This window comes from Mucilaginibacter gossypii (genome assembly GCF_017569325.2).
Lineage (GTDB): Bacteria > Bacteroidota > Bacteroidia > Sphingobacteriales > Sphingobacteriaceae > Mucilaginibacter > Mucilaginibacter gossypii.
This window is the reverse complement of sequence record NZ_CP071878.2, coordinates 6,402,211-6,424,195: the sequence shown is the minus strand read 5'-3', so window position 1 is coordinate 6,424,195 and position 21,985 is coordinate 6,402,211. Positions and strand designations below refer to the sequence as shown.

The 21,985-nt window shown below is 42.6% G+C and carries 19 protein-coding genes and 1 pseudogene; 8 read left to right on the top strand and 12 right to left on the bottom strand.

Going from position 1 to position 21,985, the window contains the following annotated elements; genetic code table 11:
* Positions 1-192 precede the first annotated feature (192 nt).
* From recQ to J3L18_RS31140, 3 genes are all read left to right on the top strand, one after another.
* Complete coding sequence (recQ, locus tag J3L18_RS27580; protein ID WP_129569003.1) at positions 193-2,370, top strand: DNA helicase RecQ; 2,178 nt, start codon at positions 193-195, stop codon at positions 2,368-2,370.
* A gap of 173 nt (positions 2,371-2,543) precedes the next feature.
* Complete coding sequence (locus J3L18_RS27575) at positions 2,544-3,905, top strand: UDP-N-acetylmuramoyl-tripeptide--D-alanyl-D-alanine ligase (protein ID WP_129569002.1); 1,362 nt, start codon at positions 2,544-2,546, stop codon at positions 3,903-3,905.
* Positions 3,906-4,004: 99 nt separating this feature from the next.
* The gene (locus J3L18_RS31140; RefSeq protein ID WP_223266147.1) at positions 4,005-4,067 is read left to right on the top strand and encodes a YSIRK-type signal peptide-containing protein; all 63 of its coding nucleotides are present in this window, start codon (positions 4,005-4,007) and stop codon (positions 4,065-4,067) included.
* On the opposite strand, the pseudogene J3L18_RS27570 reads toward J3L18_RS31140, so the two are convergent.
* The 5 genes and pseudogenes from J3L18_RS27570 to J3L18_RS27550 all read right to left on the bottom strand — a co-directional run.
* Positions 4,061-6,373 (bottom strand): annotated as a pseudogene (locus J3L18_RS27570) (ABC transporter permease); the annotation flags it as partial. The gene J3L18_RS31140 and the pseudogene J3L18_RS27570 overlap by 7 nt on opposite strands.
* A 142-nt stretch (positions 6,374-6,515) precedes the next feature.
* Entirely contained in the window at positions 6,516-8,882 is a 2,367-nt protein-coding gene (locus J3L18_RS27565) for an ABC transporter permease (protein ID WP_129569000.1), read from the bottom strand.
* A 335-nt stretch (positions 8,883-9,217) separates the two neighbouring features.
* Positions 9,218-9,493 carry a hypothetical protein gene (locus tag J3L18_RS27560; protein ID WP_129568999.1) on the bottom strand — a complete coding sequence of 92 codons (276 nt, stop codon included), beginning with the start codon at positions 9,491-9,493 and terminating at the stop codon, positions 9,218-9,220.
* A 4-nt stretch (positions 9,494-9,497) separates the two neighbouring features.
* The gene (locus J3L18_RS27555) at positions 9,498-10,289 is read right to left on the bottom strand and encodes an SDR family NAD(P)-dependent oxidoreductase (protein WP_129568998.1); all 792 of its coding nucleotides are present in this window, start codon (positions 10,287-10,289) and stop codon (positions 9,498-9,500) included.
* 2 nt (positions 10,290-10,291) lie between these two features.
* Positions 10,292-11,275, bottom strand: a complete 984-nt coding sequence (locus J3L18_RS27550; protein ID WP_129568997.1) for an NAD-dependent epimerase/dehydratase family protein — start codon at positions 11,273-11,275, stop codon at positions 10,292-10,294.
* Between the two features lie 137 nt (positions 11,276-11,412).
* Between J3L18_RS27550 and J3L18_RS27545 the strand changes: the two genes are divergently transcribed.
* The 4 genes from J3L18_RS27545 to J3L18_RS27530 all read left to right on the top strand — a co-directional run bounded on the left by J3L18_RS27545 (position 11,413) and on the right by J3L18_RS27530 (position 14,095).
* Positions 11,413-11,769 carry a TM2 domain-containing protein gene (locus J3L18_RS27545; protein WP_223266146.1) on the top strand — a complete coding sequence of 119 codons (357 nt, stop codon included), beginning with the start codon at positions 11,413-11,415 and terminating at the stop codon, positions 11,767-11,769.
* A 32-nt stretch (positions 11,770-11,801) separates the two neighbouring features.
* A complete protein-coding gene (locus J3L18_RS27540) occupies positions 11,802-12,899 on the top strand; it encodes a Nif3-like dinuclear metal center hexameric protein (protein ID WP_129568996.1) in 1,098 nt (365 codons plus the stop codon).
* Positions 12,899-13,642: a zinc ribbon domain-containing protein gene (locus J3L18_RS27535; protein WP_090532210.1), complete on the top strand. Its 744-nt coding sequence runs from the start codon at positions 12,899-12,901 to the stop codon at positions 13,640-13,642. Before J3L18_RS27540 ends, J3L18_RS27535 begins: the two co-directional genes overlap by 1 nt.
* A gap of 81 nt (positions 13,643-13,723) precedes the next feature.
* The gene (locus tag J3L18_RS27530) at positions 13,724-14,095 is read left to right on the top strand and encodes a ribosomal maturation YjgA family protein (protein ID WP_129568995.1); all 372 of its coding nucleotides are present in this window, start codon (positions 13,724-13,726) and stop codon (positions 14,093-14,095) included.
* Positions 14,096-14,194: 99 nt separating this feature from the next.
* On the opposite strand, the gene J3L18_RS27525 is transcribed toward J3L18_RS27530, so the two are convergent.
* Genes J3L18_RS27525 through J3L18_RS27505 form a run of 5 tightly spaced genes read right to left on the bottom strand, consistent with a single transcriptional unit; the run spans position 14,195 to position 17,780 of the window.
* Positions 14,195-15,265, bottom strand: a complete 1,071-nt coding sequence (locus tag J3L18_RS27525; protein WP_129568994.1) for a PA0069 family radical SAM protein — start codon at positions 15,263-15,265, stop codon at positions 14,195-14,197.
* Positions 15,266-15,294: 29 nt separating this feature from the next.
* Positions 15,295-15,936, bottom strand: a complete 642-nt coding sequence (locus tag J3L18_RS27520; protein ID WP_091167184.1) for a response regulator transcription factor — start codon at positions 15,934-15,936, stop codon at positions 15,295-15,297.
* Entirely contained in the window at positions 15,902-16,732 is an 831-nt protein-coding gene (locus tag J3L18_RS27515) for a sensor histidine kinase (protein WP_129568993.1), read from the bottom strand. The genes J3L18_RS27520 and J3L18_RS27515 overlap by 35 nt, the downstream gene beginning before the upstream one ends.
* Positions 16,696-17,355, bottom strand: a complete 660-nt coding sequence (locus J3L18_RS27510; protein WP_129568992.1) for a hypothetical protein — start codon at positions 17,353-17,355, stop codon at positions 16,696-16,698. Before J3L18_RS27510 ends, J3L18_RS27515 begins: the two co-directional genes overlap by 37 nt.
* Before the next feature lie 53 nt (positions 17,356-17,408).
* A complete protein-coding gene (locus J3L18_RS27505) occupies positions 17,409-17,780 on the bottom strand; it encodes a hypothetical protein (protein ID WP_129568991.1) in 372 nt (123 codons plus the stop codon).
* A 150-nt stretch (positions 17,781-17,930) separates the two neighbouring features.
* Between J3L18_RS27505 and J3L18_RS27500 the strand changes: the two genes are divergently transcribed.
* Positions 17,931-19,016 (top strand): metallophosphoesterase, encoded by a 1,086-nt coding sequence (locus tag J3L18_RS27500; RefSeq protein ID WP_129568990.1) that lies wholly within the window; start codon positions 17,931-17,933, stop codon positions 19,014-19,016.
* Between the two features lie 135 nt (positions 19,017-19,151).
* Here the strand turns inward: J3L18_RS27500 and J3L18_RS27495 are convergent, their stop codons facing one another.
* Together J3L18_RS27495 and ftsH are read right to left on the bottom strand one after the other, a co-directional pair.
* On the bottom strand, positions 19,152-19,790 hold the full coding sequence (locus J3L18_RS27495; protein WP_091167171.1) for a LutC/YkgG family protein: 639 nt from the start codon (positions 19,788-19,790) through the stop codon (positions 19,152-19,154).
* A gap of 56 nt (positions 19,791-19,846) precedes the next feature.
* Positions 19,847-21,958, bottom strand: a complete 2,112-nt coding sequence (gene ftsH / locus J3L18_RS27490; protein WP_091167169.1) for an ATP-dependent zinc metalloprotease FtsH — start codon at positions 21,956-21,958, stop codon at positions 19,847-19,849.
* Positions 21,959-21,985: the final 27 nt, after the last annotated feature.

Here is a 21,985-nt window from a genome sequence, read left to right as displayed (position 1 = left end):
TTTTAAACAGCTTCTAAGATGTGCAAATTTCAGATGTGCATATGTAAATGATAAAATGTAATTACAGTTAGTTAAGGTAGAAGAGAACCGCACATCTGGAATTTGCACATCTATAATTTAAAATTTGCACATCTGAAATCCGCATATTTATAATCTGAAATCTGCACATTTGCATATCTGCAATCAACAAACATGACACCTATCCAGGCCCTGCAAAAATACTTTGGTTATAGTACCTTCAGGCATGAGCAGGAGGCTATCATTCAAAATATACTTAAGGGGCAAGATGTAATGGCGCTGATGCCTACCGGCGGCGGCAAATCATTATGCTACCAGTTACCCGCTGTTTTACTCAATGGCTTGACCATTGTGATATCGCCGCTTATTGCCTTGATGAAAGACCAGGTAGATAGCCTGAACGTTAACGGCATCCCTGCGGCTTTCCTCAATTCGTCGTTAAATCCCGAGGAAACGAGGGTGCTGGTAAACCGGCTCCGAAACAATGAGATCAAACTACTTTACCTTGCCCCCGAACGTTTGTTCAGTGCCGAAAGCAAAGAGAATAAAGAAAGTAAGCTTATTCCTTTTTTAAAAACGCTGAAAGTTTCCCAGATAGCAATTGACGAGGCGCATTGTATCTCATCATGGGGGCATGATTTCAGGCCTGAATATTTAATGCTTGCCGGGCTTAAGGAAGAGTTTCCGTCGGTGCCGGTTATAGCACTTACGGCAACAGCCGATAAGCTTACGCAAAAAGATATCCTTGAAAAGCTCAACCTTCATAAGCCGGCAATATTTGTATCCTCATTTAACAGGGCAAATATTACTTACCGCGTAGCACCTAAAAAGAACAGCTTTAAACAGCTCATCGCCTTTTTAAATGAACATGAAGATGAATCCGGGATTATCTACTGCCTCTCCCGTAAATCTACCGAGGCTTTGGCCGAGGATTTAAAAGATGAGGGGTTTGCTGCCGAGGCCTATCACGCCGGTCTTAGTAATGAAGTTAAAGCCCGTAACCAGGAAGCTTTTTTACGTGACGACCTCAAAATCATCGTGGCAACCATCGCCTTTGGTATGGGTATCAATAAATCAAACGTGCGCTATGTAGTACATGTTGATCTGCCAAAAAACATTGAAGGATATTACCAGGAAACCGGCAGGGCTGGGCGCGATGGGCTTCCATCGGAAGCATTATTGCTTTACTCGCCCGGCGATGCAATGAAATTGCAGGCTTTTGCCAAAGTAGAGGGCAACGAGCAGCAAAGCCGCATCATGCTTAATAAGCTTAATGATATGGTTAAATATTGTCAGCTGCTATCGTGCCGCAGGCAATACCTGATGAAATACTTCGACGAAGAATTTCCGGCCAAATGCGGCTCATGCGATGTTTGCTTAACTGAATATAAACGTTTTGATGGCACGCTGATCGCTCAAAAAGCGCTCTCGGCGGTAGCCCGGTTAAATGAACGTTTCGGGGCTAACTATGTAATAGATTTTTTGCGGGGATCAAAAAGCGATAAGATCCGTGAAGAACATAAGCAGTTAAAAACCTACGGTATCGGTGCAGATATCAGCAAGGCCGACTGGCAGCACCACATCCGCGAGCTGGTTACCATGGGCTATCTGCAAACCGCCGGCGACGAATATCCGGTTTTAAAGCTTACCGCGCAAAGTGCAGCTGTTTTAAAAGGCGGCCAAAAAGTTGAGTTTATTGAAATAGAAAAAGTTGAAGAAGTTCATCATGAAGAAAGCCTTCCTTATGAGATTCCGTTATTCAACCGGTTAAGGGAAGTTAGGCGGGGCATTGCCGAGGGTGAAAATGTACCGGCTTATGTTATTATATCCGATGCTACACTGCAGGAAATGGCTACCTACCTGCCACAAAGTTTGGATGAATTGCGAATGATTTCTGGTTTTGGCGATATTAAACTGGCCCGTTATGGTCGCGAACTGCTTGAACCGGTTAAGATTTATTGTGCTGAAAAAGGCCTCGGTTCAAAAATAAAACAGAAATCGCCTAAACGGGAGCGGAAGGCGAAATCACCGGGGCAAACCAAATCTTCTTCGCGAAGCAATGATACTAAAGCCGAAACGTTTAACCTATATCGCTCCGGAAAAACCGTTGTCGAAATAGCTGCTGAGCGTGGGTTCACTACAGCTACCATAGAAACACACCTGAGTTATTATGTACAAAACGGCGATCTGGATATAACCGAAATAGTTCCGCAGAAAAAGATCGCTGTTATTGCCGACGCCGTTGAAAGTTATGGAGCTGAAAGACTATCCCCCTTAAAAGAAGTTTTAGGCGATGATTACAGCTACGGTGAAATCAAAGCTGTAATTGGCTGGATGAACAAGGGGGAATAATTTTTGTTAAGTTTGAAAGAATAACCTTGCGCTCGTTTGCAACGAGCGCTTAAAATGGGCTTGCGTTTAAAACGCAAGCCCGGCGATACAAGAGCCGAGCCACGTTAAGCACTCGTTGCAAACGTGCGCAAGCTAATGATGACATATTTTTGAATTGTATTTGTTCAACACACATGACTACCACAACCCAACTGTACGATATATACCTCAAACACCCCGTAATTAGCACCGACACCCGGAAGATAGTGCCTGGCAGTCTGTTCTTCGCCCTCAAAGGCGATAAGTTTGACGCCAACACTTTTGCACAAAAAGCAGTTGAGGCCGGTGCAGCTTACGCAGTAATTGACAACGCCGAATATCAACTGGGCGAACAGTATTTATTGGTTGAGGATGTTTTAACTACCTTGCAGGATTTAGCGCGTTATCATCGCCGTCAGCTTGACATCCCGGTTATCGGACTTACAGGTACCAACGGAAAAACCACCACCAAAGAACTGATCAACGCCGTATTATCGCAGCATTTTAAAACCCAGGCTACCCAAGGCAATTTAAATAACCATATTGGTGTACCACTTACCATTTTAACCATTGATGCCAGCCATGAGGTGGCCGTTATTGAAATGGGGGCCAATCACCAAAAAGAGATCGAGCTGCTTTGCAGTATTGCTCAACCATCGCTTGGCTTAATTACCAATGTTGGTAAAGCGCATCTGGAAGGTTTTGGCGGAGTTGAAGGTGTTAAGAAAGGGAAAGGGGAATTGTATGACTTTATGGCGACGCCCCCCCCGCCCCCTAAAGGGGGTGCCTATCGACATGATGGCATTACCTTTGTCAATAGCGATGATACTGTTTTAATGGAGATGGCCGCGGCCCGTCGTTTACCTCACGTGGAGTATTACGGAACCGATGCTATTGACAATCTCATCAGCGGTGAACTGTTGGAAAATTCTCCGTTGCTCACTTTAGGTTGGACCAATAATAAAACCGGCGACAGCTATCAAGTTAAAACCCAGCTAACGGGTACTTATAACCTGCCCAATATTTTAGTAGCCATATGTATAGGCACCTATCTCGGTTTACCGGCTAATGAAATCAACGCCGGTATCGAGGGTTATCAGCCTAAAAATAACCGCTCGCAAATTGTACAAACAGCTACTAATACGCTCATTTGCGATTATTACAATGCCAACCCAAGCAGCATGTTTGTAGCCATTGAAAACGTGGGCAAAATTGAAGCAAAACGGAAGGTACTTATTTTGGGCGATATGTTTGAAATGGGGCCGGAAGCGGCTGTTGAACATGCATCTGTTATCCGCAAAGCTATGGATACCGCTGTTGATGAACGCATCTTTATCGGAAAGGATTTTTTGGGTGCTTCGCAGTCCATGGATCATGGACCATTGACCATGGACAAGTTTTATGAAACTGCCGAAGATGCCATTGCTGCTTTGAAAGCACAGCCTATTACCAATTCAACTATCCTGATCAAAGGATCGAGAGGAATGGCTTTAGAGCGGTTGGTGGAGTTGTTTTAAGTTTTCAAAGAAAGACGCATCACATGTGTTTCCCAAAGGACAAACAGGCAAAAAGCCCGGCATTCGGGAGACGCATGTGATGCGTCTCTACGTTTCTAAATCAATCTTTATTCTCTCCGCAAACTATCAACCGGGTTAGCCAGCGCGGCCTTAACCGATTGAAAACTGATAGTGATAAAGGCAATCAATAGGGCAATCACGGCAGCTAATACAAAGGCTGTCCAGCTTATGCCAACTCGGTAAGCAAATGCATCAAGCCAGTGGCTCATGGCCAGCCAGGCAATCGGGAAAGCCACAACGATAGCAATAAGCACCAGCTTAATAAAATCTTTTGCTAACAAGGCAACAACATTTGTTACGGTAGCACCCAAAACTTTCCGCACACCAATTTCGCGGGTACGTACCTGAGCGGTGTAAGCTGCCAAACCAAGCAGGCCAAGGCAGGAGATTAAAATAGCTATCCCCGCAAAATAGTTAAACAATGTACCTTCCCGCTGTTCGCCCTGGTAAAGTTTGTTGAATATGTCATCCAGGAAAGTGTAACCAAACGGAAACTGGCCATTGTATTGTTTAAACTCTTTTTCGGCAGCTGCTATGGCTTTTGGCGCACCATCGCCGGTTGTTTTAATATACAGTGAAGCATACGTATCCGGGGCGTAGAAAAACACCATCGGCCCAATTTTTTCACGCATACTTGCAAAGTGAAAATCCTTTACCACGCCTATGATAGTTCCTTCAGTTTTACGCAACCTGAAACGTTTGCCTATCGGGTCTTTCATACCTAACTCCTTAATTGCGGCCTCATTCAGGATATAATGAGCCGAATCACTCACCGAGCCATCAAAACCGCGACCTGCAGCCATTTTTATCTTAAAAAAAGAAATAAAATCTTTATCAATTCCCTGGGGATGTACAATAAACGTTTGACCGGTGGCTTTACCATCCCAATCGTTATCGCCGGAAATACCACCATTATTAACAATATTGCCGCTTGAACGCGTTACGGCTTCAACCCCCGGTTGTTTCAAAAGTTCGGCTTTAACAGCACCATAATGATCTTTCATATCGCGCATCCAAAAAGCAAACACATGACTTTTATCATAGCCTAAATTTTTAGACCGGATGTAATTAAGCTGGCTGGTGATCACAATGGTACTGATGATCAATACTACTGAAAAGGTGAACTGCACCACTACCAGGATCTTACGGAAAACCACATCTCCAATACCATTGGATATTTTACCCTTAAGTGCTTTTAATGGTTCAAAAGATGAAAGCAGTAGCGCCGGGTAAATACTGGACAATACAAGTGTAGCAGTGATGGTACCCGCAATAACCAACCAGATATGGTAGTTGGAAAGATTAAATACCAGTTGCTTACCCGCAATTTCATTAAATACAGGAATTACGTTATAAATTACCAACACTGCTAAAACCGACGAAAGGATAAACAGCAAAGCTGTTTCCACCACAAACTGCATAAACAATTGTGTTTTTGCCGCGCCGATGATCTTTCGCATGCTTATTTCCTTGGCGCGCAGCATAGCCCGCGCGGTTGAAAGGTTAACATAGTTGATACAGGCAATTACTAATATTACTAAGGCGATAATGATAAAGATATGTACAGTGCTGATCCCCCGGTCGGTACCATCGGCATTATAAAGATGCATTTTAGTTGCGGGCAGCAAGAGGTAATCGGCATCGGTATCTTCAGGCTTCCGTTTCAGGTGGACTTTATTCAAATCGGCCGATAGCTTTTTTAAAGAAGTACCCGGCTTCAACAACAAATAGGTTTCATAAGCGTAATTGCTGAAATCATGGTTCAGATCAACCTTATTGTTGGTAAACATATATTTGATATGATAGCTCATGGGCATGATCATATCATAATTAATGCTTGAGTTAAGCGGGAAATCATCAATAACGCCCGATACAGTAAAATTCTCTTTGTTATCGGCCACAATAACTTTTCCTAAAGCATCCTCATTCCCAAAGTATCTTTTTGCTGTACTTTTAGTGATCACAACCGAGTTGTCGCTGGTAAAAGGCTTTGCCTTGTTACCTTCAATCAGCGGAAAATCAAAAACAGTAAATAAGGAGGGATCAGCAAATCCTGCCGCCTGCTCGTTAAAAATTTTATCCTGGTATTTAAATAATGAGAAAAACCAGTTATTAGTTATGCGCACCTGATCTTGCACAGCGGGCAGTTCCTGTTTAGCCAGCGGCCCCATCGGTGCTACTGTTGTTTGCCAGATCTGCTTGCTGGCCCCTGTACCGCCAAAAAGCTCTACCCGGTAAATATTTGATGCGTTTTTATGAAAGCTATCAAAGCTAAATTCGTCCTGCACCCAAAGCAGGATCAGGATCCCAATGGCGAGGCCCAGGGTTAACCCGGCAATATTGATCACCGAATAAAACTTATTGCGGACAAGGTTCCGCCAGGCGGTTTTGATATAGTTCTTCAGCATAAAAATCCGTTTTATTTAATTGTGTGGCATGCAAAACAGTGGCAATATCACAAATAGCTACATGTCAACAACTTAAATGAAAGCAACAGCACATTATCGTTCGGATACGGACAATTGGGTGTTCATTTATGTAACGCAAGCATCACTCAGTTCTTAAGCTCTTAATAGGGTTCACGGTTGCGGCTTTGATAGATTCATAGCTAACCGTAAGCCAGGCTATACCCAAAGCTGACCCCGATGCCACCAAGAATATCAGCCAGCTAACATTAATATGATAAGCAAATCCAGCCAGCCAAGTATTTGCCCCGTACCACGCAACCGGTAATGCTATACAGATAGCTATCAGGATCAACCTGGTAATTCCGGATGATAATAAATAAACCAGGTTAAATACCGATGCGCCCAATACCTTGCGTACGCCTATTTCCCTGGTACGCTGTTCGGCAATAAACGCCGATAAACCGTATAAACCAAGACATGAAATAAAAATTCCCATCGCGGCAAACAGCTTAAAAATATCGCTCATTTGCTGCTCGCCGCGGTAAAGGGTTGCCATTTGCTGGGCAACAAAATTGAAACTAAAAGGATAGGCAGGACTAATTTCTTTGCTTATTTTTTCCAGAGCTTCAATAGTTGCCGCGGTTGCTCCGGGTTTGGTTCGCATAACAACTGTGCCACTACCCCCTGTTAAAGCAATGATCAACGGCTCAATAGCCGACTGGGCCGGTTTAAAATTAAGGTCTTTAACTACACCAATAATAACGCTTGGTTTGTTGTGCAATGTCATCGGCTTTCCGATAGCTGCCGCCGCATTGGCAAACCCCATCAGGCCCAGCAGCTTTTGATTGATGACACAGTTATTGGAGTCGGTTTTGATCGATTCAGAGAAGAAGCGGCCTGCCAATAATTTCAATCCGAATAAATGGGCAAAATTTTCGCTCACGTAAATTCCCGGCGTTGGGTTTCCGAGCGTTTTGGGGTCTTTGCCGGGCCACGACGCGTTTGCGCCGGCTCCCACATCTATAGGAAGTTCGTTGGTAATAGCAAAATCACTGGTGAGCGGATTTTGCCGTAGCTCATTTCTCAGCAAAGCTTCTTTATCTACCATGTCACCGTTCATGTCCATATATAAAAGGCTGGATTTGTTAAAGCCGGGATTTCTTTCTCGTACAAACTTAAGTTGCTGGTAAATAACTATCGTACCTATCAGTAAAACCACCGAAACAACAAACTGGGTCACCACCAAAGCATGGCGAAAAATTAAATTACCGCCCATTGATTTCACATTCCCCTTAAGCACTTTAACAGGATTAAAACCCGATAAAAACAGTGCCGGGTAACTTCCCGATATCACCCCTGTTAATAACGCGATACATAACAGACCAAGCCAAAGCTTCGCATCGGCAAAATCAATGGTAAGTTGTTTACCAATCAGCTGATTAAACATCGGCAGGACCAAAACTACTATCCAAAGTGCAAGAAGCAGCGATAAAAAAGCAGTGAACACGGCTTCGCTTAAAAACTGAAATATCAGTTGAAACCTTTGCGCCCCAGCTACTTTGCGCAAGCCAATTTCCTTTGCCCGTCGGGCCGAACGCGCAGTAGCCAGGTTCATGAAATTGATACAGGCAACGGCAAGTATTAAAATAGCTACAACAAAAAACATTTTTAGGTATAGCGCATTACCGTGCCCGGGTAAATCCATCTCTATCGCCGGGGCCATGTGAATTTGGGTAACGGGTTGAAGATGGAACGCACTTTTCATTTGTGGTTCGTATTTATGATAGATCTGAAAAATCTGACTTTCCAATTTTTTTAAATTGGCAGGGCTTGGGTCAAAATTTTTATCTAACTGAACATAAGTATGAAAATAGAGCGCCTCCCATTGGTATTTTTCCACCTTAGGGTTAGCTTTGTATAACGCTGCCGTTTGCATTACAAAATCAAATTGCATGTGAGAATTGGCGGGAATGTTGGCTAAAACCCCGGTCACTATCACGTTTTCACTATTGTCTTTTTTCAGAAACTTGCCAACGGGATTTTCATTACCAAAATATTTCACGGCTGTAGCTTCCGTTATTAAAACGCCATCTATTTGCTTTAGAGCTTCTGCACGATCACCTTTTACAAGCGGGAATGAAAATACATCCAGAAAATTGGGATCGGCATAAATTACCCTGTCTTCTATAAACCTTTTGTCGTTGGCTTCAAACAAGTAACTCTTCGGGTTTATACGTACTGCATTTTTCACAGCCGGTAATTGCGCTTTTACCGAGGCAGCCATTGCAGTAGGTGTGCCGGCCATGGTTAAGCCATCAACATCCCAGTTTATACGATATAGTTGTGCCGCATTTTTATGAAACATATCGTAACTCAGTTCGTTTTGTACCCAAAGCAATATCAGGATACTTGCTGCGAGGCCAATTGCCAAACCAGATATATTAATAACGGAATAGGTTTTGTCTTTAATTAAATTGCGGTAAGCGAGTTTAAAGTACGTTCTGATCATGGTTATGTAGGTTTAAGTTTTACTAACGAAAAGAACAATTTTATTCATCAATATACAGTCCCCAACAGCGTTATGCTATTATACTCACAGATATGTCCCAATAATCTTTTTCAGCACATATTTAAACTAATCAGGCATCGCATTTGTAATATCGGTACAGGTACCATAACATGATATTAAATTTCATGCCACAATATAAATAACTTACAATGAACACATTGAAAGGCAATAAAGGGCACTATTGTTCGGAAACGTTACAGCCAGTGTACGGCTTTAAACGGTTAGGTCTGGTTATTAAACTATTACCGAATTAAATTACCAGGATAGCAATGCGATCAACCTTCAAAAACCGGGGTTATGATATTGTGATTTACCAGGATCCGCATTAGCATATCAACAGAAAAATCGCGCGTTATATCAATACTGATGAAATCTGTTTCACCATTTTTAACCTCACAGGCATCGCGGTCAAAATACAATACCAACCCACGCATACTGCCCGAGATAATAACAATCCGCTCGTTATTAATAAGCTTAAAACTATTGCGCGTGCGCTTGAAAAAGCTGCAAAGGTTTTTAATATGCCGATAGGTAAGTAATGAAATGATCATGCTGTCAGCTTTTAATAATGGTGGCCAGGCGCTGCCTTATAATGATGTCTTTAACAGCGGCAGGCAGCAAACTGTTTAATAAAACAAGCATCCTGTTTATCATACCGGGGATGATCTCTTTTTTTCCTTTCAGCAAGCCATCCACCGCTATACGTGCTACGTGCCCGGGCTCCATAATGGTTGCCTTTGATAGGCCTTTGAGCTTATTATTCATTACCAGCAGCTCGGGCTTGGTGTTAATGCCTCCGGGGCTAAGCAGGCTGATCTTCACATTTGAGCCCTGAAGCTCCAGTTGCAAACATTTGGTAAAATACCTGATGAATGATTTGGTAGCACCATAAACCTGCTTTTTAGGCACCACAAACAAGCCGCCCAAACTGCCTACATTTAATATGTATGAAGTAACAGCAGCGTCGGCCTGGGCCAGGAACAGGCGCGTAAGCAGTACGGGTGTAATCACGTTCAGTTCAATTTGCTTTTTATAAAACCCAATGTTCAAATCTTCAAACCACGACCAGTTACCTAAACCCGCATTATTGATGAGTAGGTGGGCCGTAATTTGCTTATCACTAAGGTAATTAAAAATAGCCGGGTAACTTTCGGCAAGGGTTAAATCAATTTCAAGATAACTTACTTTAACCTCAAAATTTTTGCGGATAAACGATGCCAGTTCGGGCAGACCTGAACCCGGCAATGAAACCAGTACCAGGTTTACATGGCGTAATGCCAGTTCAATGGCAAATGATTTGCCCAACCCTTCGCTGGCTCCGGTTATAATTGCAGTTTGATGTACCATGTTCAGGCTTGTTTAAGGTAGTTGATTGTTTTGTGCATCCCTTCGGCAAAGGGGGTTATCCGATAACCCAATTGGGTTATAGCCTTATTGCTGCTATACTTTTGATCATACTTTAAACGTTCGGCAAACTCAGGTAAAAAAAAGGGACGTAACCCGGTAAGCTGTGATTTAAGCTTTTCAAAATGGCTATAAAATTCAATAGTCTTTAACGGCAGATGAATGAGACGATGTTGTTTACCTGATACCTGATGTACTGTTTTGAAAAAATCATTAAAACTAATATCCTCTCCGCCCAAGATATAGCGTTCGCCGCTGGTTCCATTATTCATAGCCGCAAAATGTCCATCAACCACATCGGTTAAAAAAGCATAATTGGCTACCTGTTCGCCGTTGCCGGGAATAAAATGCCATTTGCCACGTAAATAGGCCAAAACCATTTTGCCTACCGTATTACTTTCGGTAACAGGCCCTTCGCCATATACGCGTGATGGATTTACTGTAACGATGTATATCCCTCCCTGCTTTGCAAAATTTTGCACTTCAAGCTCGGCCAGGTATTTGGTACGCTCATAAGCAATAGGGAAGCCCACAATCCGCGGATCGTTCTCGCTCATGGGGTGTTTAACAGTTGGTCCCCATACACCGCAGGTAGAGGTATAAACTATTTTTTGTACACCGGCACCTGCTGCAACTTCAAGTACGTTACGGGTACCAACAACATTGGTTTCATGGTAATCATCAGGGTTACGGCACCACATTTTGGCAAGGGCGGCAGTATGGTAAACTTGTCCGCAGCCCTGCATAGCCCTTCCCAGGCTTTGCCGGTACAGGATATTGCCTGTAACCGGTTCAATATTTTTATGCTTTATTAAACATGGATGATCGGTATTACGGCATAAGGCTTTAACATCGTAGCCCTGCATAGCCAGCGACAACGTGAGCTGCCTGCCAATAAACCCTGTTGCCCCGGTTACTAAAACTTTCATACAGGTATTACAACCTCACTATTGTTTACCCCTATGTATGGAAAAGAATTTTTAAATCATTTTTTAACCTATAGTTTTAATGCGGTAAATATTTAAATTTGGCTTATTACTTTTTAATAAGCCTTACCTATATGAACATGTACCAGGACCCACATAGTACGTTTGCCGGTTTTTCGCCGGAAGAGTTGGGATTTTTACAACACGCCACCCCCGATCTGACAGAAAGCCAGAAAAAATATTTTTACATGGTTTACAGCAATAAGCGCAAAAACTCGCAGGATATATTGTTGTTTACCTTGCTTGGTTTTGTAGGTTTTGCCGGCATTCAGCGCTTTGTATTAGGCCAGATTGGGATGGGTATTGTTTATTTACTAACAGTAGGCTTTTGCTGGATTGGCACCATTGTGGATTTGATCAACAATAAGTCGATAACTTTGGAGTATAATAAGAATATGGCTTATGAAAGCTACCAAATGGCTAAAATGAGCAGCTAAACAAAGCCGTTATTTATCTCTAAAAAAACTTGATGAAACTATCTGCCCTAACCGCTTACCTTGAAAGCCTCGCACCGCTCAATTACCAGGAAGATTATGACAATTCTGGCCTGATCGTTGGCAACCCGGAGCAGGAGGTAAGCCAGGCCCTGATCTCGCTTGATTGCACCGAAGCTGTGGTTGATGAAGCCATCGCCACCGGCTGCCAGGTGATCATATCTCACCACCCTATAGTTTTTAAAGGGCTCAAGAAATTCAACGGTAAGACTTATGTAGAACGCGTGGTTGAAAAAGCTATCCGTAAAGGTATTGCTATTTATGCCATTCATACCAACCTAGATAGCATCATGACCGGTGTTAATGCCCGCATCTGCGAAACTTTGGGTTTAAAAAACAGCCGAATACTGCTGCCCAAACATAACCTGATCAAAAAACTGGTTACGTACGTTCCGCTAAACCATGCCGACACTGTACGTGATGCTTTGTTTGCAGCAGGTGCAGGCAATATTGGTAATTACAGCGAGGTTAGTTTTAATGCAGAGGGAACAGGGACATTTAAAGGCAATGATGCCGCAACCCCTTATGTGGGCGAAATTGGCAAACGCCACAAGGAAGATGAGATCCGCATTGAAACGGTATATCCGGCCAATTTGGAGAGCAAGATCCTGATGGCGCTGATCCTGGCCCATCCGTATGAAGAAGTTGCTTATGATCTTTACAATTTAACCAACCAGCACCAGCAGGTAGGCTCGGGTATGATAGGCGAGTTGGAACTGCCGCTTAATGAAGAAAGTTTCCTGTTTCATGTAAAGGATAAGATGCGCACGCATGTGATACGGCATACTAAATTATTGGGCAAACACGTTAAAAAAGTAGCTGTGTGCGGCGGTTCGGGAGGCTTTTTGCTAAAGCACGCCATAGCCGCAGGAGCCGACGTTTTTATCACGGCCGATTACAAGTATCATGAGTTTTTTGATGCCGAAGGAAAGATAGTTATTGCAGATATCGGACACTTTGAGAGTGAACAATTTACGCAGCAATTATTGTATGAAATAATTAGAAAAAAATTCCCTATCTTTGCCGTCCGTTTAACAGAAGTAAATACAAACCCCGTCAAATATTTTATTTAATGGAACAAACCGTAGAACAAAAGCTTAAAGCTTTATACGAACTACAAACTATCCACACCAAGATTGACAGGATCCGCCAGGTAAGGGGCGAATTGCCAATGGAAGTTGCCGACCTTGAGGACGACGTTGCAGGCCTTGAAACCCGCATCCAAAAGATCAAAGGTGAACTTGACGATGTGGAAGATGACATAGTTACCCGTAAAAACCTGATCAAAGAAGCTCAGGCGAACATCAAAAAATACGAAGGCCAGCTTAACGAGGTTAAAAACAACCGCGAATATGATGCAATCTCAAAAGAAATTGAGATCCAGGGCTTAGATATACAGGTAAGTGAAAAGAAGATTCGCGAATACGGCTTCGAAATCACCAACAAAACCCAGGTTTACGAAAAAGCATTGGCCGATCTGGAAGCCCGCCAGGCCGACCTGGACGCTAAGAAAGAAGAATTAGGCACCATTACTGCCGAAACTGAAAAAGAAGAGACCGAATTAAATGCCCAGGCTGCAAAAGCTATGGACAACATCGAAGAACGTTTATTAACTGCTTACACCCGTTTACGTCAAAACGCTAAAAACGGCCTTGCAGTTGTAACTATCCAACGTGATTCATGCTCTGGTTGCTTTAACCAAATCCCTCCTCAGCGCCAGTCAGACATCCGTCAGCGTAAAAAGATCATCGTTTGCGAACATTGCGGACGTATCTTGGTTGACGAGCAAATGGCTTTGGAAGCTGAAGAAGCATAAGCAACCATTTATAAAGTTAAATATATCAAAGGCGCCCAATGGGTGCCTTTTTTGTTGCATTTATTTAGCGATATTTATTCCATGCCTAAAACCAGGATAACCTACTTTATATTAACAATAGCAACCATTATCTTCGGCTTGCTATCCCGTCACTTTAAATTTATCCCTTTATTTATTGGCGATATTTTATGGGCTGCTATGGTTTACTTTATCATGAGATTTCTGTTTATTACCAAAACTATCAGGTTCAATGCTATTGCGGCTTTGCTGTTTTGCTTTGCGATAGAGTTTAGCCAGCTTTATAAAGCACCATGGATAAATGACATCAGGTACACACTGTTTGGCAGGCTCGTTTTAGGTGAGGGCTTTTTGTGGAGCGATTTGTTGTGTTATGTTATTGGGGTGGGGATAGGTGTTGGAGTTGAAAAGCTTTTATTCACACGGAGCCGATAGCCCTGGAAACTTTAAACCTTATTTGACTATTAACTTTAAACCACTTACGTTCTAAACTGTTTATACAAGATTGTAAAAGAGCGTCGAAAGAAATCCCACTTAAAACATACTTGTCTGTTTCCCCTTCCTCGGTACAAATAAACTATAATCATATTCTGGCATCTGCCTATCACTCATAAAGCGTTTGCAAGCCATTTTAAACATCTGGTGAATGGATTCGGCTACCTTGCCCTCGCCGCTCATCCGGCGACCGTAATCGCTATCATTCAACTTGCCGTCATGCGTCGAGCGGATCATATTCAGTACCTTTTCGGCGCGATCTGGAAAAGCCTTATATATCCAGTCGCTAAAAATTTCGGCTATGCTGCCGTTGAGCCTCACCATGGTAAAACCGGCGGCTAAAGCGCCTCTGTCGGCGGCGGCTTTAATGATATTAGGCACTTCATTACTGTTTAACCCGGGAATGATCGGCGCTGCCATTACCCGTACCGGGATGCCTTTTTCCGAAAGCTTTTGAACTACCGCCAAACGGCCTGTTGCTGTTACAGTGCGCGGCTCAAGTTTCTGCCTCAGTTGCTCATTAAGGGAGGTGATGGATATGTTTACATGTACCAGGTTCAGCCTGGCCATATCTGTAAGCAAATCGATATCCCGCAGTATAACGTTGTTTTTAGTGATGATACTAACCGGATTTTTATACTTCCAGAAAACCTCAAGGAGCGCCTGGGTGATACCGAGTTTGCGTTCAACAGGCTGATAGCAATCCGTATTGCCCGACAGCATGATACAAACCGGCTTATAATTTTTTTTGTTGAAATATTGCTCAAGCAGCTGGGGGGCATTGGGTTTAATAATGATCTTGCGTTCAAAGTCGAGCCCGGCGCTAAAACCGTAATATTCATGGCTGTTACGTGCATAACAGTAAATACAACCATGCTCGCAACCCTGGTAAGGGTTGATCGAGTACATATGGCTCAAATCAGGACTATTGGATTCGCTTACTATTTTCTTTGGCGTTTCTTCAAAAAGTTGTGTGTTGCCATTTTCAAGCAAAGGCTCGTCAATACCCTCGATATGATCAAGTACATACTTGTTTTTCAGAAACTTATTGTGCGTATTTACCTGCGCCCCTCGTCCTTTAAAAAAATCCGGATTTTCCTCATGTGACATTGAACAAATTTGCTAAATTTATTAGCAAATTACAATTCAATCAGTTTATTTTTTATACTATACAAAACCAGCCCTACGCGGCTTTTAATCTGGAGTTTTTCAAAAAGCTGGTCGCGATAGCTATCAACGGTGCGCACGCTGATGTTCATGGTTTCGGCAATTTCTTTATAAGTAAGTTCAGTGCCGGTAAGACGAAGGAATTCTATTTCGCGCGGGTTAAGCTTGATGTTCTCTAACTTGCTGTTAAAGTTGGTAATGAGATGGCGGGTTACAAATTCCGGATAGTAAAGCTCTCCCTGCGAAACCTTTAAAAGGGCCTCTTCAACTTCATAAGGCTCCGAATCTTTAAGCAGGTAGCCTTTAACGCCCATTTTTACCATGAGCAGTACCTTTTCGGCATCCTCAAACATGGATAATATGATGACCCTAACGCCGGGATATTTTGCCCTGAGCACTTGCGCGGCTTCAACGCCATCCATAACCGGCATACTGATATCCAGCAGTATAATATCAGGAACTATGCCTTTGCTTATCGTGTCTATTAGTTCCTGCCCGTTTGCGGCCTCAAATAGTATGTTGTATCTTTTAAAATTGGAGACAAGAGCAGCCATACCGCTCCTGAAGAGTTTATGATCATCAACTAAGGCTATTTGAATGGGTTCCTTTAGCATAAATTTGTTGTACCAGGGGATTGAACGACAATTTTATCTGGCAACCCTTACCAGGCGAGCTGGCAATAATTACGTCCGCGCCTACTAAAGCTGCCCTGTTTTCAATGTTCCGCAATCCCGAACCGCCCTTATTATCAACCTTTTCGGCATTGAAACCAGCACCATCATCTTCGATGAGCAAATTAAACATTTGTGCAGTATAATACAAACCGATTTTAAGGTTAGCTGCCTTAGCGTATTTCAGGGTATTATTTACAGCTTCCTGGAAGATTCGGAATATCACCAGTTCGCGCTGCTCTCCTAAACTATATACATCACCTTCAACATCAAAAACAACATTGATGATACCGCTGCGGGTTAAACGTTCGGTTTCGGTTTCAAGCGTTTTTATAAGTCCCTGTGAGCTGATATGCTCAAAACTCATGCTTTTTGAAAGGTGCCTCAAATCATTAATGGTTTGCGAAACCAGTTCGCGGTTCTCATTTACACGGGCTTTTTTTTCGTCATCAAGGCTATTGTTAAGCAGGCCCAGGTTCAATTTTACAAATGACAAAACCTGCGTGATATTATCATGGATCTCACGGCTTATATCGTTAAGCGTTTGCTCCTGGATCTCTATCTGCGTTTTAAGCATCTCCTGCTTAAATGAGGCTTTAAGGTTTTCGCGCTCAAGCAGGTTTTTGTTCTGCTTTTTTTGGTACATGAGCATAAAGCCGATAATGAATACACCAAGCAGCAGTATGAAGGCGGAGCCCGCTATTATAACGAGGATAACCTGTTCTTCCTGAAAGAGCATATAAAGGCTATTGAGAATAAAAAATTCAATGCAAAAGTTGTTAGGTTAAGCAGCGTTGCTGCTATCAAATAGAAATGATAATTATTTCGATACACCATATAACCAAAACATGAGTAAAAAAATGTTGTGGATAAGTAATAAAAAAATACGCCCGTTAATGCCAGGAAAGGGGGGTGGGTTATCAGCTCAATATACTCGTCACTATCATTGTTCAGCAGGCGATAGTAATAATCGCAAATCATCCATATCAAAAAAAGATCTTGTATAAGGGTAGCTGCAGTTGCTCTTTTCCATATCCCCCCTTGTACAAATAAGATATCCAGTATTGATAACAAGATAACTACGCCGGCACCTATATAAACCTTCTTTCGTCGTCCAATACGCTCATCAAAGCCTTGTATAAACCATGTAAAAAAGGCAAATAGCAGTATGTCTTCAATATTATTGCACCACGCGTTTGAATGATAAATATTTAGCCAGCCAAAAATGTTCACAAAATCGTAAACAAGCAAAAAGCTCAACAAGGGCAGTAGTCTTTTAAAGTTCTTGTCAAGCCCTTTATATGTAAAAAGGCAGCATACAAAAGCCACCACATCCATTACATAGTAAAAATTCTCCAGCATGAATGCTAAAATAACATATATACTTTAGCATTCATGAAACTGATTAATTTATTCTATCCCTGGCACATTGGCGGACATTCCCTTCCGCTGCTTAAAGCTGCAAGGCCGCTCACAGACAGGTTTGCTACCTGATCACTTTGTATCGCATCAATATGCTCATCTTTACCCGCTCCGGCAACAGTGCCAACTATAGCAACCGACGTTTGGTGCGGCGCATTACTATGATCGGCATCATGAACTCCGAAATGTAACCTTACACCTGTGGCTTCAGGTGGTAAATTATTAACAAACTCCTTTAGCTTATCAATCGAAATCCATGTCGATTCCGTATCATTAACGTCATGATGTTTGTCAATAACCGCTTTTCGGGTCTGCTTATAGCGGGCCACCATTTCCCTGGCTGTTTTTAAGTCAATAGGTTCCATATAATTTAGGGTGTCTTTAAATCAGGCCTAATCTAACTAATTATAATAAAACAACCTATCCGTTATTTCACTGTATTATATCCCGTATAAACACGGTAAAAGTAACTGTCAACTTACAACACAATACACTATATCATACGTTAAAAAATCATGCGCAAGTTTTTACAAAAACTGTTAACTAAGCCGGTTGCCCGGTTGGCCGACAGGATCTCATCACGACCGGATAAGAAGCGGGTTAACAGATCACTGAACCGGTTATACAAAAGCCTGCTAACCGGGTCGGGTAAAAAAGGCCTTATAATACCTTTCGACGCAGAAAAAGGTAAATTCATTATCTTTTCTGATCAACACAAGGGCGCCCGTGATGATATGGACATTTTCGCCCTTGCCGAGAAGAACTACCTTACAGCACTTGATTATTACTGCAGCCAACAATTTTTCTACATCAATCTTGGCGACAGCGAGGAGCTTTGGGAAAACTTGTTCATCACCATAAAAAAGCACAACAAAGCCACATTTGAAAGCGAAAAACGGTTCATACAACGTAAAGAATTCATGAAAATATTTGGCAATCATGATCTGTTTTGGGACAATGACCCTTTAGCGGCAGTTGGATTAAAGCAAATTTATGATGAAGTAATTAAGATCTATGAAGGAGCTGTACTACAAACAACAGTTAATGGTAAACCACTAAATATATTCATGACGCATGGCCACCAGGGCGATTTGCAAAGCGATGGCAACTGGTTCAGTAAATGGTTTGTATCCAATGTATGGGCACCTTTCCAGGCATATCTGAAGGTAAATATCAATACCCCGGCAAACAATGACCTGCTCAAAACAGATCATAACCGCATTATGTATGAATGGAGCCAGAGGCAAAAAAACACGCTGCTAATAACCGGGCACACACATCAGCCGGTATTCAGGTCATTAACCCATCTCGAAAAACTGTATAACGATATAGCGAAAGCAAGGAAAGCCGGAGACGATAACCTGGCCGATGAACTAAATAAACAGATCGTTAACCGGCAAGTGAAAGGTGATGTGGCTCCCGATTTTAGCGCATGCGACCCAAGCTATTTCAATAGCGGCTGCTGTTGTTACGATGATGGCGATATAACAGGCATCGAAATCTCAGATGGCCACATCCGCCTCGTTAAATGGGAATACAACAAGCTAAATCAAAGTGAACGAATAGTATTAGAGGAATGTGGTTTGGAAGAGCTGTTTTGAGGAGAGCGGTGAAAGGTTAAAGGTTAAAGACGAAAGGAACGGCAATCAGATGGCGCAAAAATCAGATCAATCTCTAATCGAAAAATCGCACTTCAGAAAAAATCAACCAAATCATCGTAATCAAAAAATCAACGGTCAGCCTTCCAGCATAAAAACAAAAAGCTCTTTAGGGCCGTGGGCGCCTAATACCAGTGTTTTCTCAATATCAGCGGTACGGCTTGGGCCGGTTACCGTGCTGATCATGGATGGCAGTTGGTTTCCATATTTGGTTTTGATGAGTTTAAAACCATCTTTCAAGTCCATAACCATTTGCGAAGTATAAGCCAGTACAATATGCACCGATGGATAGATGCTTAACCTGCGGCCGGCCATATTACCGTTTGAAAGCAGGATGCTTCCGTTACGGGCAATCAAAGCCTCGCAAAGAGTAAAACCAACTTCGGCTTGTTCAAAGTCTTTATCGGTTTCGTAGTGCGGGTATTCAAACTGGTTCAGGATCTCCTGCAACTTAGGCTCCCAGCAGTAAATTTTGTGCCATTTGCGTTCTTCGGCAAGGGTAAGCAGATTTTCAATAAATTGCAGTTCATCCTCACAAAAAACAAATTGGCCTGCTACGTTAGTAAACTGTTCGGCGAAGACCACCTCGGGCATTTCATCCGTTGCAGGATAAAGGGGCTGATCTTCCAGTTGAGGGTATGGATTATCCCTTTTCTCCAAAAGTGCTTTCCTGATTTTTTTAAGCAGTTTTTCTTTTGATGTAGTGATATCCCTCATGGCTAAAAAAGAAAAGCCACCAGCTTTGCCGGTGGCTTTGTATTATAATTTAAAAATTAAAGTTTCGGATCTTCGCTGTCTATTCTTGAAAGTTCAGGATTAGTCAGCGAGTCTGGAATAGCATTGTTATCCACATCCGGATTTAACGCGGCTTCACCGTTTACAAACTTATCATAAGTTGTGCGCTCGTCAAACGGACGTTTGCCCAGGATCTCTTCCAGATCACTCTGGAACAATACTTCCTTCTCCAATAGCTTTTGAGCTATCTTTTCAAGACCGTCGCGTTTAGCATTCAGCAGGTCTTTGGTTTTTTGATAAACCACATCAACCAGCTTTCGTACTTCAGCGTCAATCATTTCGGCTGTAGTATCAGAATATGGTTTGTTAAACTGGTACTCGCCTTGCGGATCATAAAATGATACGTTACCTACACTATCGTTCATACCATAAATTTTGGTCATGGCATAAGCAAGTTTAGTGATACGCTCCAAATCACTCAGTGCACCGGTAGAGATTTTACCGAAAACGATATCCTCTGCAACACGACCGCCCATAGATACACTCATTTCGTCAAGCAATTGCTCGGTAGTGTACAAAAACTGCTCTTTTGGCAGATATTGGGCATAACCTAACGCAGCGACGCCACGAGGCACAATTGATACCTTAACCAATGGATCGGCATGTTCAAGGAACCAGCCTGCAATAGCGTGACCAGCTTCGTGGTAAGCAACAATACGTTTTTCTTCCGGAGAGATGATTTTGTTTTTCTTCTCTAAACCACCAATAACACGGTCGATAGCATCCTGGAAATCGGTCATATCAACCGACTCTTTATTTTTTCGGGCGGCAATCAGCGCAGCCTCATTACAAACGTTGGCAATTTCGGCACCGGCAAAACCCGGGGTTTGTGCCGATAATTTCTTGGCATCAACACCATCAGATAATTTAATTGGTTTCAGGTGAACTTTGAAAATTTGCTCACGACCAATCAAATCCGGTTTATCGATAGATACCTGCCTGTCGAAACGTCCTGGACGCAATAAAGCTGAATCAAGCACATCTGGGCGATTGGTAGCAGCTAAGATAATAATGCCTGAATCGGTACCGAAACCATCCATCTCAACCAGTAATTGGTTCAGGGTGTTTTCACGTTCATCGTTACCACCTACTATATTATTTTTGCCACGGGCACGGCCGATAGCATCAATTTCATCAATAAATATGATACAAGGAGCTTTGTCCTTAGCTTGGCGGAACAAGTCGCGTACGCGTGAAGCACCTACACCTACAAACATCTCCACGAAATCAGAACCTGACAGAGAGAAGAAAGGTACCTGCGCCTCGCCTGCAACAGCTTTGGCCAATAAGGTTTTACCGGTACCCGGCGAGCCTACCAACAGCGCGCCTTTAGGAATTTTACCACCCAGGTTAGTATATTTTTTAGGGTTTTTAAGGAAATCAACAATTTCCATTACCTCCTGTTTGGCTTCTTCCAAACCGGCAACATCATTAAATGTAACGGTTACCTGGGCTTCTTTATCAAACAGGGTAGCTTTTGATTTACCTATGTTAAAGATCTGGCCGCCCGGGCCACCGCCCGAACCACCGCTCATCCTGCGCATGATAAAGATCCACACGCCGGCAAACAATATCACCATGATAACGCCCTGTACCAGCCAGTTTGATAACAGGCTTTCGTGTCCCTGTTCAAATTGTAAAGATACTTTTTGATCATCAGGCACATCCTTTTGAGCATCGGCAATAGACTTTTTCAGGCTTTCATAAGAAGCATCCGTAAAAGTAAACTGCGGACCGCTATTGGTACTGGTATTAAAAAAGTTTTTGTCTTTAGATACGTTACTGGCAAAATATGGCTTTGACAAGCTTTGTTGTTTAATGTAAACATCGGCCATTACCAGGTCCCCGCTTTTATAAGCTACAATTTTTTGAACATCATTTGTACGAAGCATGTTTGCTTCAAATTCCTGGAAAGTAACCGGTTTGCCCGATCCGCCGTTTAACAAGGCCGGAATCAGTAAAAAGGCCAAAATAACAATACCATATAACCACATGATATTGAACTTGGGCGGTTTTGGCGAGGGCTTCTTGTTCACAATTTTACGGATAGGTCTTGGATTTTCTGATTTAGAATCTTTAATATCTTTCATTTCTTTTAACGAGCTCAAACTTACAAT